Source organism: Flavobacterium sp. B330r (assembly GCF_056824325.1).
Genome location: NZ_CP124860.1, coordinates 3,944,131 through 3,958,213 on the forward strand (window position 1 = coordinate 3,944,131; position 14,083 = coordinate 3,958,213).

Annotated in this window: 16 protein-coding genes and 1 pseudogene; 6 read left to right on the top strand and 11 right to left on the bottom strand. The window is 35.3% G+C overall.

All coding sequences use genetic code 11. The annotated features are described in order from the left end of the window. Positions 1-5: 5 nt before the first annotated feature. Complete coding sequence (locus QLQ95_RS17545; protein WP_073411028.1) at positions 6-479, bottom strand: thiolase family protein; 474 nt, start codon at positions 477-479, stop codon at positions 6-8. Positions 480-649: 170 nt separating this feature from the next. Then, positions 650-1,351: a Crp/Fnr family transcriptional regulator gene (locus QLQ95_RS17550; protein ID WP_073411030.1), complete on the bottom strand. Its 702-nt coding sequence runs from the start codon at positions 1,349-1,351 to the stop codon at positions 650-652. Positions 1,352-1,532: 181 nt separating this feature from the next. On the opposite strand from QLQ95_RS17550, the gene icd reads away from it, so the two are divergent. From icd to QLQ95_RS17565, 3 genes are all read left to right on the top strand, one after another. Then, positions 1,533-2,753 (top strand): NADP-dependent isocitrate dehydrogenase, encoded by a 1,221-nt coding sequence (gene icd / locus QLQ95_RS17555; protein WP_073411031.1) that lies wholly within the window; start codon positions 1,533-1,535, stop codon positions 2,751-2,753. 92 nt (positions 2,754-2,845) lie between these two features. Next, positions 2,846-3,142 (top strand): DUF983 domain-containing protein, encoded by a 297-nt coding sequence (locus QLQ95_RS17560; protein WP_255357690.1) that lies wholly within the window; start codon positions 2,846-2,848, stop codon positions 3,140-3,142. 316 nt (positions 3,143-3,458) lie between these two features. Further along, a complete protein-coding gene (locus QLQ95_RS17565) occupies positions 3,459-3,845 on the top strand; it encodes a DUF983 domain-containing protein (RefSeq protein WP_482500825.1) in 387 nt (128 codons plus the stop codon). A gap of 125 nt (positions 3,846-3,970) precedes the next feature. On the opposite strand, the pseudogene QLQ95_RS17570 reads toward QLQ95_RS17565, so the two are convergent. The 9 genes and pseudogenes from QLQ95_RS17570 to pckA form a co-directional block, all read right to left on the bottom strand. Continuing rightward, positions 3,971-4,911 (bottom strand): annotated as a pseudogene (locus QLQ95_RS17570) (acetyl-CoA C-acyltransferase); the annotation flags it as partial. After that, positions 4,901-5,182, bottom strand: coding sequence for a hypothetical protein (locus QLQ95_RS17575; RefSeq protein ID WP_482500827.1), 282 nt, complete (start codon positions 5,180-5,182; stop codon positions 4,901-4,903). The gene QLQ95_RS17575 and the pseudogene QLQ95_RS17570, both read right to left, overlap by 11 nt. A 10-nt stretch (positions 5,183-5,192) precedes the next feature. Further along, entirely contained in the window at positions 5,193-6,443 is a 1,251-nt protein-coding gene (locus tag QLQ95_RS17580) for an aminotransferase class I/II-fold pyridoxal phosphate-dependent enzyme (RefSeq protein WP_482500828.1), read from the bottom strand. A gap of 179 nt (positions 6,444-6,622) precedes the next feature. Then, complete coding sequence (locus QLQ95_RS17585) at positions 6,623-7,219, bottom strand: methyltransferase domain-containing protein (protein ID WP_482500830.1); 597 nt, start codon at positions 7,217-7,219, stop codon at positions 6,623-6,625. Beyond that, positions 7,216-7,587: a glycine cleavage system protein H gene (locus QLQ95_RS17590; RefSeq protein WP_056205520.1), complete on the bottom strand. Its 372-nt coding sequence runs from the start codon at positions 7,585-7,587 to the stop codon at positions 7,216-7,218. Before QLQ95_RS17590 ends, QLQ95_RS17585 begins: the two co-directional genes overlap by 4 nt. A gap of 11 nt (positions 7,588-7,598) precedes the next feature. Further along, positions 7,599-8,708: a glycine cleavage system aminomethyltransferase GcvT gene (gene gcvT / locus QLQ95_RS17595; protein WP_482500831.1), complete on the bottom strand. Its 1,110-nt coding sequence runs from the start codon at positions 8,706-8,708 to the stop codon at positions 7,599-7,601. A gap of 1 nt (position 8,709) precedes the next feature. Continuing rightward, positions 8,710-9,090, bottom strand: a complete 381-nt coding sequence (gcvH, locus tag QLQ95_RS17600) for a glycine cleavage system protein GcvH (protein WP_482500833.1) — start codon at positions 9,088-9,090, stop codon at positions 8,710-8,712. Positions 9,091-9,093: 3 nt separating this feature from the next. Further along, entirely contained in the window at positions 9,094-9,309 is a 216-nt protein-coding gene (locus QLQ95_RS17605) for a GDCCVxC domain-containing (seleno)protein (protein ID WP_073411039.1), read from the bottom strand. Between the two features lie 11 nt (positions 9,310-9,320). Next, positions 9,321-10,928 (bottom strand): phosphoenolpyruvate carboxykinase (ATP), encoded by a 1,608-nt coding sequence (gene pckA, locus QLQ95_RS17610; RefSeq protein WP_482500835.1) that lies wholly within the window; start codon positions 10,926-10,928, stop codon positions 9,321-9,323. Between the two features lie 127 nt (positions 10,929-11,055). On the opposite strand from pckA, the gene QLQ95_RS17615 reads away from it, so the two are divergent. The 3 genes from QLQ95_RS17615 (at position 11,056) to QLQ95_RS17625 (ending at position 14,008) form a co-directional block, all read left to right on the top strand. Continuing rightward, entirely contained in the window at positions 11,056-11,751 is a 696-nt protein-coding gene (locus tag QLQ95_RS17615) for a Crp/Fnr family transcriptional regulator (RefSeq protein WP_482500837.1), read from the top strand. 195 nt (positions 11,752-11,946) lie between these two features. Beyond that, positions 11,947-12,675 (top strand): YoaK family protein, encoded by a 729-nt coding sequence (locus tag QLQ95_RS17620; protein ID WP_482500838.1) that lies wholly within the window; start codon positions 11,947-11,949, stop codon positions 12,673-12,675. 334 nt (positions 12,676-13,009) lie between these two features. Next, on the top strand, positions 13,010-14,008 hold the full coding sequence (locus QLQ95_RS17625; RefSeq protein ID WP_482500840.1) for an AraC family transcriptional regulator: 999 nt from the start codon (positions 13,010-13,012) through the stop codon (positions 14,006-14,008). The last annotated feature ends 75 nt before the right edge of the window (positions 14,009-14,083 follow it).

The following is a 14,083-nucleotide window of genomic DNA, read 5'->3' on the forward strand; positions in this document are numbered from 1 at the left end:
AAAAATCAGTGAAGTATCTGATCATTGTAGGTATTAATATGCTGGTCATTGAGCAGCTTGTCAGTAAGATTAGTGTGTTCTGACTTATTTTTATTTCTTTTCAAAGAGGAAGGGGATACATTACTCATGCTTTCTGTACTGCCTGTAATCACGATGTTTTCTATTCCTGATTGAATCTGTTCAATGCCCAGCATTACAGCTTTCATTCCTGAAGTACAGACTTTGTCAATTTTTATGCAGTTTAATTTACTTGAAATCCCTGAGGATTCGGATGCTTGTCCTGCAGAGGACTCATCAAGATTGACAGGAAATAAATTACCCATATAGACAGAGTCAATATCTCTTGAAGTTAAACTTGTTTCGTTTAGAGCGCCATTAATAGCAATTTGCCCTAGCTGAGAAGCTGAAAAATCGGACAGATTCCCAAGAAATCCTCCGATAGGAGTTCTTTTAGCAGCTACTATAAATACTTCTTCCATAAATTAAAATGTAGCTTGTATATATTTAAAATAAATCAACTGTTAACTGAAAGAAAAGGCACCATTACACATTGTTAATACATTAGGTTTTTTTAACTCAAAAAAAGAAACCACAGGTACAGATTTAACCAATGAGAGAAACATTATGATTTAATAATGCCTTTTTCTTATTATAAATCGGTTACTTTGAGGTCTAAAAATTCCAATAAAGGATATCTGTTTTTTATGTAAATCCTTCGTTTGTCAATTTCAATAATTCCGTCTGCTTTAAATTGTTTAAGGCTTCTTCCCAGACTTTCCTGTGATGTGCCGATAATATTTGCCAAATCATCACGGGTTAGATCAATTCCCTTGGGTTTTTCAGAATTTTGATTGAATCTGTTTTCCAGAAGAAGTAAAAATATTGCTAATCTGGTATTTTGATTTTTTTGTGCCAGTACAGCAATTGTATTGGCAAGAACGCCAAACTCGTGACCAATGTTTTTTATAAAAGTTTGCTGCAGAGAAGGAATATCTTTTAATAATTTTAAAAAATCATCCTTAGCAATGAAGTTTACTTCTAAATCTTCTAATGCCTCACAAGAGTCCTGATATCGCTCTTCACCCAGCAATGCATGGTATCCCAGTACATCGCCATCAGTATAGATGTAAAAAATCTGCTCATCTCCGCTAAAGCCACGTTTAAATTTTTTGGCTTTACCCTTTCTTATTTGGAAAATACCGGTAGGGATTCCCTGTTCGTAAAAAAGCGTATTCCCTTTTTTGATGGTAAGGGGTTCCATAACACTGCATACTGATTTGTTTTCCTCAGGGGTTAATCCTTGGAAAAGCAGGTTGCTCTGAAAATCAAATTGGGCAAAAAAATCTTTCATACGGCAAATGTAACAAATAAGAATAACATATAATAGTATTATTTATAACAAATGTTATATATTTGTTGAAAATATAAAAAGGCTGATTTTATTGAAATTATGATAGAATTGTTTTTTTTACTAGAAGAAAAACTAAAAACGGAAATAGATTAAAAAAGTAACTATATAAGTAAATAAAATTATGACAGAAAATAAGATCAGCATTCAAAATGGAAGATTATATGTCCCATCACATCCTATAATTCCTTTCATTGAAGGAGATGGGATAGGAGCGGACATTTGGAAAGCCTCAAAACTAGTTTTTGATGCAGCCGTAGAGAAGGCTTATGGTGGAGACAGAAGGATTCAATGGAAAGAAATATATGCAGGGGAAAAAGCTTTTGAAAAAACAGGAAGCTGGCTGCCAGATGAAACAATTGAAGATATCAAAGAATATTTAGTAGCTATAAAAGGACCGCTTACAACACCAGTTGGGGGAGGAATGAGATCCCTTAATGTTGCTTTGAGACAAAAACTTGATTTATATGCCTGTGTCAGACCTGTAAGATGGTACCAGGGAGTTCCGTCTCCGGTAAAAGAACCAGAAAAAGTAGATATGATTATTTTCAGGGAAAACACTGAAGATATCTATGCTGGTATAGAATGGATGGCTGGTACACCAGAATTAGAGAAGGTTAAGAATTTTTTAATCAATGAGATGGGGGTTAAAGATATTCGATTCCCTGATACTACTTCAATAGGGATAAAACCAGTTTCAAAAGAAGGTACAGAACGCCTTGTTAGAGAAGCTCTTAAATATGCTGTGGAAAACAAGAAAAACTCTGTAACTATAGTACATAAAGGGAACATCATGAAATTCACTGAAGGTAAATTTAAGGAGTGGGGGTATCAATTGGCCAAAGATGAGTTTGGAGCTAAAGATTACGAGGGCGGACCTTGGCAGGTTATTGAAAAATATGGGCATCAAGTAATTGTAAAAGATGTAATAGCCGATGCTTTTCTGCAGCAAATTATTTTAAGGCCCGAGCAGTATGATGTAATAGCTACACTAAATCTTAACGGGGATTATATCTCTGATGCTTTGGCTGCTATAGTTGGGGGAATAGGGATCGCTCCGGGAGCGAACATTAATTACACAACCGGGGTTTCCATATTTGAAGCTACACACGGAACTGCTCCTAAATATAAAGATCAGGATAAAGTGAATCCTTCTTCGGAAATTCTTTCAGGAGTTATGATGCTGGAATATCTTGGCTGGCAGGATGCTGCTGATTTAATTGTAAAAGGAATTAATGGTGCAATTAATAAAAAGACGGTAACTTATGATTTTGAACGTTTGATGGATGGGGCTACTTTACTTAAATGCTCTGAATTTGGTCAGGCCATTATAAATAATATGTAATGAATTTAAGAATAGAGTTATATTATATATTTAAACTTAAATGTCCCAGATGTCATAACGGGAATTTATTTACTAATCCGGGACTGTTTGTCATGAGAGGATTTTTTAAAATGCCCGAAAGGTGCAAAAAATGTAATCAAGATTTTAGGATAGAACCTGAATTTTATTCAAGTGCCTTATGGATTGGTTTCCCAATAGTACTGATTGTTTTTGTACCTCTGCTATTTTTCGGGTTATATTTAAATGAGAATTATGAAATTTCTTTAAAGGTAATACTGCCGATTTTCCTGATTTTATGTTTTTTATTGCAAATCCCAATAATGCGAATATCCAGGGCAATTTTGCTTCATTTAACTTTTAAATATTTTGGAGGGCACAAAAAAGGATAATTTTACTCAAAAATTGTAAACTATTATATATTACGGGAAAGAGTTCAAAAAGATTATTCAGAAATAAAAGCATCTTTTTGATTAAGAGAACCTATTAAAAAGGATAGGCAGGCAGAGTTAGTGACGCTCAAAAGCAATAAAACAGTTATGTCAGGTAAATATTGGTCAGTTAAACTAAAACGGAGGATTTTATGGTTCTGCTTAAAGTTCCTTCGTCTTTTAAAGAGGTAAGCCTTGCAGGTTTGCTTAGTATATAAATAAGTTTTAAAATTAAACTACAGCTCATGCACCTGAGCTTAAAATCGATTATCATTAGATGAAAAAAGGATCTAAATTAAATAGTATTGTAACAGGGAGTTGCCCTAAATGTCAGAATGAGAATATGTATTTGGATAAAAATCTACTGCATTTAGGTTCGGTTTTAAAAATGCACGAGAAATGCAGCCATTGCGGACTAAGATATCAAATAGAGCCTTCTTTCTTTTTTGGCGCAATGTATGTAAGTTATGGATTGAATGTTGGTGTAGGAATTGCAACTTTCATCATTTCATATCATATTTTTGAGTCCAGTATAAAAACATCGTTTATTGCAATTATTGTAGTACTGATTATTTTATTTCCAGTATTACTACGATTATCCAGAAATATTTACATTAATATGTTTATCTCCTATGATCCAAAAGCAGCTATAAAAGAGAATTAGTTAAAAAAAACACCTAACTTAGAAAAGGGAGAGTCTTTAATTACTCTTCCCTTTTAAAAATTAGTCATCAGAACATTGGGGGATATTCTTTAGTTTTTTGAATTTATGATAGTGTACTATTGATATTAGTCATTGGCAAGTTCTAGAACTATAGCACTTGCACCGCCGCCTCCATTGCAGATACTTGCTATACCATATTTACCATTGTTCTGTTTAAGTACATTTATGAGTTAACTACTATACGTGCACCTGAACAGCCTAATGGATGCCCTAAAGAAACAGCACCTCCATTTGCATTTACTTTTTTAGGATCCAATTTTAGTTTTTGAGTGTTCACTAATCGAACTGTGGAAAAAGTTTCGTTTAATTCAAAATAATCAATATCCTCTATTTTGAGTCCTGCTTTATGCAGGGCCTTAGTTATGGACAAGGCGGGGGAGGTAGTGAACCATTCTGGTGCCTGTTCGGCGTCGGCATAGGAGCGGATAATTGCAATTGGTTTAATATTCAATTGTACAGCTTTTTCTTTACTGATCAATAAAAGCGCCGCAACGCCATTGTTCATTGTAGAGGAATTAGCTGCGGTGGCGGTTCCTGTTTGTGAAAACGCAGGTTTTAGACCTGCTATTTTATCAAATTTAACATTTTTATATTCTTGGTCTTCCTTAAAAATAATTGAGCCACCTTTGTGCTGTGGTATTTCTACTGGTACGATCTCATCGTCGAATTTTCTATTTTCCCATGCTATTTGAGATCGTTTGTAAGATTCAATGGCAAAGGCATCCTGTTCTTCTCTTGAGATATTGTATTCTTTGGCGCATAAATCGGAAGCATTACCCATAAGGTAATTGTGATAAACATCGGTTAAGCCATCTTTGGCAATACCATTGGTCATAACCGCGTTTCCATATTTATTTCCCCAGCGGGTATCCGTGGAATAAAAAGGAACCTGGCTCATGTTCTTCATACCGCCGACAACTACCACATCGGCATCACCACAGAGGATACTTTGTGTGGCTATTGAAATTGCTTTCATTCCAAAGGCACATACTTTGTTAATCGTTGTACATTACAGGGGGCAGAATTGTATTGTAATAGCCTAAGCCAATATAGGATTGAAATAATTTATTTTTACCTGCAATACTTCTTAAATGCTTTTGGTATTCGTATTCAGATAATCCGCCTGCAATGTTCAATGGTCTTGCTAAACGAATGTCAGATGGAACTATTTTGTCAATTAATGCTTCGAGTGAAGAAACGCCTATAATATCCAGCATTTCTTTTGAGTCTTTTTTGTTAACACCGCTGTGGCGCGTTATAAATTGATCTGTTTTCATATCTTAAGATTTAAACTGTCGCCTCTTCTTGTTCTTCTTCTTTTTTGTACTGTCCCGAATTCAGACTAGACCTGATTTCTTTAAACACAGTTATGGTTCTTTGAACATCTTCCAAGGTGTGCACTGCAGTGGGGATCAATCGCAGTATAATCATTCCCTTTGGTACAACAGGATATACTACTACGGAACAGAAAACCTGGTGGTTTTCGCGCAGGTCACTGACCAAAGCGGTTGCTTCACCCAGGGTACCATTGAGGTAAACAGGGGTAACTGGAGAATCGGTATTGCCGATATCAAAACCTGCATCGGTAAGGCCATTTTGCAGGCTGTGGGTAATCTCCCAAAGCTTTTCCCTGAGTTCAGGTCTGGTGCGCATTAATTCCAATCGTTTTAAAGCTCCAAAAACCATTGGCATTGGCAATGCTTTTGCAAATATTTGTGAGCGCATATTATATTTTAGAAATAATATTGCCTTTTTAGTACTGGCAACAAAAGCGCCAATTCCTGCAAAAGATTTTGCGAATGTTCCAAAATAAAAATCAATACCACCTTGAATCCCTTGTTCTTCACCGGTTCCTGCACCGGTTTTGCCCATACAGCCAATCCCGTGAGCATCATCAACCAGGAGTGAAAAATTATATTTCTCTTTAAGGGCTACAATTTCTTTTAATTTACCCTGATCACCGCGCATACCAAAAACACCTTCTGTTATGACCAGGATTGCGCCTTTAGTTTCTTCCACTATCTTTTTAGCACGCTGTAGCTGTTTTTCACAATCTTCAATATCATTGTGCTTGAAAACAAAGCGTTTACCCAGATGCAATCGCATTCCATCTATGATGCAGGCATGCGATTCTGCATCATAAACGATAACATCTTTTCGATCTGCCAGGCTGTCAATGATAGATACCATTCCCTGATAACCGTAGTTTAGTAAAAAAGCATCTTCTTTTTGAACATAGTCTGCTATTTTCTCTTCAAACTCTTCATGGAGTTTAGTATTTCCGCTCATCATTCGGGCTCCCATTGGATAAGCAAGTCCATATCGTCTAGTGCCTTCATTATCGGCTTCCCTGACTTCAGGATGATTGGCTAATCCCAAATAGTTGTTCAGGCTCCATACCAATTTTTTCTCACCATTAAAAAGCATTGTATTGCTAATCTCTCCTTCCAATCTCGGGTAGGCATAATATCCATGTGCATAATGAGCATGATCGCCTAATGGGCCGAGACGCGTGCTTATTTTATCCATTATAGTCATATATTTTTCAGATTGAATTGTTATATTTTTATTTTTAAAAAATCTTGTTGTCTTGCAGCTTTTGTTTTTTAGTAATCTAAAGGGTAATTATATTAAGTAAAATGTTTTGCAAAAGGATTTAGACTTTTACAGCAGTATTGCTCTGCTTTTTAATATTGATAGATTTATTTCGTTATTCTTTAAGATGTTTTCTGCCAAAAAACCAACACACCTCCACAAGCTGCGTATTCCAGTTTGAAACTATCTGGTATTTCTTCCCAATTACTCCAATAGGTAACTAACCGGGTGCCGATTGGTGTTTTCTCAAGCTGTTCTTTTACATATTTGGAATAGGAATAAAATAATTCTCTCTCAGGGGCTATTGTTTTATCAATTGAACATGAAGAATCAATATTTTCATAAAAAGAATTATAAAAATAGAAGGCCTCATAGTCAGAGAAATTAATTTTATTGATATTGGAATGAATAAATTCTACATTCGTTACATCGTACTTGTCAGCAATTTTTTTTGATAACTTAATAAGTGATTCCCTTTGCTCGACACCATAAAATATACCTTTAGTAGAGGCTGCCCCTACCAGGCAAAATTTACCCACCCCGGAACCGATATCTAATACTTTTTTGTGAGGCTTATCAACTAAAAACTCAGATGCAAATTTGGCTACTGCAACAGGAGTCCAATGGCGGGCTGCGAGTCTTTTTATCTTGGTGGGATATAGCTCATTGAAGTCATTATCCTCAACCGTTATATTTAATTTAAGGAATTTAAATATCATGGAATAAGTGCTGTATATTCTTCATTGGTTAATAATCCATAAGTACTGGTAACTGTTGCAACCCTTAATAACCAATGATTGTATGGATCTCGATTGATACTTGAAGGGTTGGTATCTAAAATGATGTTCGTGGCCATAACCTTGCAATCAAAAGGGGCAAGGAGAGAAAAAGTTTGATTAAGGCCGTAGATGTTTCCCCAAAGTATTTCTTTTTTGATGTGCTGGCCGTTTAATTCCAGTTCAATTAAACTGATTTCACCTATTTCTTTCTGGGCAAAATCAGTGATACCTACAAAATAATCATATAATCCAATCTGTCTTAACCACAAGTGATTTTTAGTATAATATAGTGCTCTGGGAATAAACATATCTCGAAGATTTAGATTTGAACAAAAGGAGTCTGAACAACAGTTGCCTTAATAGGTTTGTTTCTGATATTGATAAAAAATTCACTTCCAGGATTTGATTTTTCAAGAGGAACGTATCCCATTCCTATGGCCTTTTTTAAAGTAGGTGACATAGTACCTGAGGTAACAATACCTATAATTTGCTGGTTTTCATCCCAGATTTCATAATCATGACGGGGAATACCTTTATCAATCATTTCAAATCCAACTAATTTCCTTGTTACCCCATTCTCTTTTTGAATTTTGAGAAGATCACTCTGAACAAATTTTTTAGTAAATTTTGTAATCCAGCCCAAACCGGCTTCTAATGGCGAAGTCGTGTCATTGATATCGCTGCCGTACAAGCAGTAACCCATTTCCAATCGAAGTGTGTCTCTGGCCGCTAGACCAATAGGCTCAATGTTAAACTCTTTTCCTGCTTCGAAAATAGCATCCCATAATAGCTTTGCATACTTGTTCTGTACATATATTTCAAATCCGCCAGCCCCGGTATATCCCGTTGCAGATATGATGGTATTTGGAATAACTGCAAATTCCCCTATTTCAAAAGTGTAATATTTCATATCGGTCAAATTGATGCTTGTCAATTTCTGCAGGGATTTTGCAGCCATTGGCCCCTGAACAGCCAATAATGAAATTGTGTCGGAAATATTGGTTAAGGTAACATTTAAATAATCCAGAGCTATAGCACTTATCCAATCCCAGTCTTTTTGGATATTAGAAGCATTTACCACCAGTAAATAATCATCTTTACTGATCATATAAATCAGTAAATCATCAACAATCCCCCCTGTATGGTTTGGCATACAGCTGTATTGTACCTTTCCCGGGAAAAGCGTTGCGGCATCGTTTGAGCTTATCTTCTGAATGAGTGCCAAGGCATCTTTCCCCTGTACCAGAATCTCTCCCATATGGGAAACATCAAAAATACCTACAGCATTTCTAACAGTTTCATGTTCATGGTTTACACCTGCGTATTGGACTGGCATTTCATAACCGGCAAATGGGGTCATTTTTCCGCCAAGGTCATGATGAACTGCATTTAATGCTGTTTTTTTGATATTTGCGTCTTGAGTTTCCATATCATAAACCTATTAATGATGCATATGCATCAGATTTCAAAAGTGCTTCAATCTCTGTATTGTTTTCAATTTTTATTTTAATCATCCAACCCTCACCATAAGGGTCGGAATTGACCAATTCAGGATTTGTTTCTAATTTAGGATTCAATTCCAGAATTTCCCCTGTAAGCGGAAGGAAAAGGTCAGAGACTGTTTTTACGGCTTCTACTGTACCAAATACCTCATGCTGGCTTAATTTTTCTCCAAGGGTTTCGATTTCAGCATATACAATATCCCCTAATTCATGCTGTGCAAAATCAGTAATTCCAATATAGGCTGTATCATTTTCGATTTTTACCCATTCGTGGTCTTGTGTGTATAAAAGGTTTTTAGGTATTTCCATTTTTTATTGTTTTTTAATTTCGTTTTGTTTTTCCGGACACGGCACATTGCCATACGCGCAATAGATGCAGCATTGCTCTGGCTGGGTTATTTCAAAAACTGCACTGCAGAACACACATCTGCTGCTTAATATTTTACCTTTGAGCGGTATCCTCTCTGTATATTTAGAGCCACATTCTGGACACTGCAGTATGGCTTTAGTGACGATGATACTATTCAATTTCAGCTTGTTTATAAATTATATTGAAGGATAATAGGTGCTCCGTTGCGAATTTCTTCATTGGCAAAATCTTCAAAAGTTTTAAAATTCGCTACAAACTGATCTGCAAGATGCTGTGCCATTGTATCATATGCTGTTTTATCATTCCAGGTATTTTTCGGATTTAAAATCTCAGGAGGAACACCGGGGCAGGAAACAGGCATTTGTAATCCAAATACAGCATGCTCTGCAAAATCTGTTTTCTCGAGTTTTTTTTCCAATACTGCCGTAATCATTGCCCTGGTGTAAGAAAGTTTTATACGCTCTCCAGTCCCATATGCTCCGCCAGACCAGCCAGTATTGATCAGCCAGACATTAACATTGTTTTCTTTTAATTTGCTTCCTAGTAATTCTGCATATTTTGCCGGATGCAGCGGTAAAAAGGGTTTGCCAAAGCATGCCGAAAAAGTGGTTTGGGGTTCGGTTATCCCAGCTTCAGTGCCAGCCACTTTTGCTGTATATCCTGAGATAAAATGATACATGGCCTGGCCAACGGTAAGCTTGGAAATAGGAGGTAAAACCCCAAAGGCATCACAGGTCAGGAAAAAAATATTTTTTGGGATGCCACCAATGGAAGGATTTACGGCGTTATCAATAAAATCAATTGGATAAGCGGCTCTGGTATTTTCAGTTACTGATACATTATCATAGTCAACAATATCGGTTGCTTCTAAGAATCTTACGTTTTCAAGAAGTGTTCCAAATCGTACTGCAGAAAAGATTTGAGGTTCTTTTTCCTGACTAAGGTTCACGCATTTAGCATAACACCCACCTTCAAAATTAAATACATTTTCATGATCCCAGCCATGCTCATCATCACCAATTAAGCCACGGGACGGATCAGCTGAGAGTGTAGTTTTTCCCGTTCCTGACAAACCAAAAAATACGGCGGTATCTCCTTGCTTGCCAATATTGGCAGAACAGTGCATGGAAAGTACCTTTTTTTGGTGAGGAAGTATATAATTTAGGACTGTAAAAATTCCCTTTTTTATTTCTCCTGTATAAGCACTGCCCCCGATAAGGATTATTTTTTTAGTAAAGTTAATTATTGTAAAATTATGCTGACGTGTTTTATCGATTATAGGATCAGCTTTAAATTCAGGTGCAGCAAGTATTAACCATTCATGCTCAAAACTTTCCAGTTCTTTTTCGGATGGTCTTAAAAAAAGATTATGGGCAAATAAGCTCTGCCATGGGGTTTGAGTAATTACTCTGGCTTTTAATTGATATTCTTTCTTTGCACAGGCATATACATCCTTTACATATAGCTCTTCACTGGAAAGAAAATCTGTGACACGATTGTAGAGATTATCAAAATCCTCGGGAGCGAAAGGATGGTTTATATCTCCCCACCAAACAGAATCTGCTGTTTTTTCATCTTTTACAATATATTTATCTTTAGGGGAACGCCCTGTAAATTCACCTGTGTCGCAGGCTAATGCACCTGAACTGGTTAAAACTCCCTGCTGTCTGTTTACCGTTTGCGTGACTAATATAAGTTCAGATAAATTCCAATGGATTTTTTTAGAGGCATTAATTCCAATACTCTTGAGTTGTTCTATATGTTTTATGATTCTCATTTTGGTAAAATTTTATTTTAAGTGGTACAAACATAGAGAGATTTGAAATCAAATTAGACGACTATAGCGGTATATAAAACTTGATTTAAATCAAGTTTTAAAAAGACATGGAAAAAATATTGTAACTTTGGAATTAGCTATGATTTCAAAATTTATCTTCAATAATCAGTATATTTTAAACGAGTTACCTCAGTGTGATAAGGATCTGCTTGAAAGGGTAATGCAAAGTAAAAAATATGTTAAAAACCAGACTGTATTTACCGAAGGGACCTTGCCTACAGGTATTTTTTATATTCAAAACGGTAAAGTCAAAAAATATAAGGTTGATAATGATGGAAGGGAACAAATCATTTATATCTACAATTCCGGAGAGTTTTTTGGGTATACCGCTGTACTAAGTGAGGAAGCATATGGCGATACCGCCGTGGTTATTGAAAACTCAGTTATTTCATTTATTGCAAAAGAGGACTTTTTTAATGTCCTTAATAATTCGGTAGTATTTTCACGTTTGCTTTTAAAATGTCTCAGCCATGAGTTTAGTGTAGTGGCAAACTTGATGGCTGTCTTATCGCAGCGCACTGTACGAGAGCGTGTAGCCCTTAGTTTGTTAATCTTGCACGATAAATATAAAACAAGTGATGACCAAAGAGATATTTTTATTACGCTTTCCAGGGGAGATTTGGCCAAGATGGTGGGTACTGTAAATGAAACTCTGGCAAGGGTGCTTCATGATTTTAAGAATGAAAATCTTATTTGGATGGAGGGACGTAAAATACAACTAATAAATTTTCAGCAATTAATCCATATAGCCAATTTTTATTGATAAAAATACTTTAAAAATTAGATGATCTGACTTGCAAAAAGTCAAATTTTATTTGAAGTCCCGGTAGGACTTTGTTTGCTAGAAAAACAGTTAAAAGATCAAAAGAAAGGGTACATAATTCATAAAAGAAAGATTTTAAGAATATAATGCTTTGGTAGTTAAAGATTATACAAACTTAAAAAAGGATTATTTAGCATGTTCAAACACCAGGGAAAAAAAAGAAACTTAAAACATAATCTAAAAATTGCTTCACTTTTATCGTTTGTTGCTGGGATGGTAAATGTAGCAGGTTTTTTAGCCGTTGCCAGGCTAACGACAAACGTAACGGGGCATTTTGCTTTTTTTGTAGATGAAGTTTTTAAACTTAACTTTAAACAGGGGTTTGTTTATTTTTTATACATTTTTTTCTTTTTTCTTGGGTCTTTTTTTTCAAGTTTGCTGGTAGAATTTCTTTTGAGAAGAAGCGAAAAATATGTTTATGTCATTCCAACAGCTATTGAGAGTCTTATTCTTTTATTAATGGGGTTTTTTGGAGAAAAATTGATATTAGAAAACCCAGATTTTATAGCCTATTGTCTGCTTTTTGCCATGGGGCTGCAAAATTCGCTGGTAACAAGAATTTCAAATGCTACGGTGAGAACGACTCATCTTACGGGGCTTTTTACGGATCTTGGAATTGAATTGTCGCAGTTGTTTTTTTATCGGGAATCCATTTTTAGAAAAAAACTGTTTGTTTCTATAAAACTGCGAGCAACTATTATCGGCTTTTTTTTTACCGGAGGTATTACCGGGGGCATTTTTTATTCCAATATCGGATTGCACGTTCTATTTATAGGGGTTGGGGTTTTACTATCAGGTTTGATCTATGACACTGTAAAGTTTAGGATGGTGATGCTCGGCAGAAAATACAGGCGAGCTAGATAAATAAGGGTTCTAAAAGTTTCGAACCTAAACTTCTTAGCTGTTGATTTTGCTAGATTTCTATTATTCAAAAACACTACGTGCCACGATTCTGCCACAAAACTTAGAGGAGTGAAATATCTTTAAAAACTGCCTTAGGTTTTTGTGGCAAATTAGCGGGCAATTCCACATGGCTCTGTACAAAGTTCAGGTTAAATTACAGTACTATAATTTATGGTCCCTTACTAATTTAAATTAAATTTACTAACCTAATAGTAGCTACTAAATAAAGTAGCTTATTAAGCCTTTTTTTTTTTTAATTTCACTAAATTTACTCTCCAAGTTAATTTTAGCTATCGTGAATCAAGTAAGTAAAAATATGAAACCGGAGATAACCACTTTAAGAAAGTTCAGAGATATGATTGCATATATGAACTTACCCGTCTTCTCTTATATTGATAACGACGATTTTGCTATTATAAAAATTCATGAAATGGGATTAAAGATGCCCTATATTACACCCACCTTCAGACCGGATTTTTATACTTTAATAATTGTAAGTGAAGGAAAAGGTACTTTTATGGCAGGTGATCATGTATTTGAACTTGGTCCACAGCATGTGTTTATGAAATATCCTGATAGTTATTTATCCAGTGGCTGGACAGAATCACCGGTTGGATATAACATTTCATTTACGGAAGAATTTCTAACTAAATACTTTCCTGATGGACTAGATGAAATTCCTGTAAAGGACATAACAAACGCATTTAATTACGGACTTAGCGATGATGATTATAAACCATTTGATGACATTTGCGCTGAAATGTACAATGAAGCCATTTCTTCTTCAAAAAATAGATATGAAATGATTGCAAATCTTCTTATTCATTTTTTGTTACTAGTCCAACAACATCAAAATAAGATTAAATTAGAGATTCAGAATGAAAAAAATGCCCTAATCCTGGCATCGTTTTTTAAAAATGTTGATCAGAATTTCAACATGCTTTTGTCTGGTGAGAGTGCAACCGTTCTTCGTACAAAAGAACATTCTAAATTGTTAAATGTTAATGAAACTTTTCTCTCTAAAGTAATTAGTAAAACTTCAGGCAGAACAATCAATCAATGGATAAATGACAGACTTATTGACGAAATCAGCTATTTACTGAAAAATACGCATAGACCAATTCCTGAAATTGCACAACTGTTTGCTTTTACTGATCTTGGCTATTTTTACACATTTTTTAAAAGGAATACTAAAACTACTCCAAGTGCAGTAAGAAATGATTTTAACGCTTCGGATTCTGATCGCACTCATGTGTATCGCGGTGAGGTTGTAAAGATAAGGACGAATTGGTAAGCTGCAGGCTGAATAGATATTTAATAATCAATATATAAAAGCTTTGAATATTTGATATATTATTGAAACAGCATT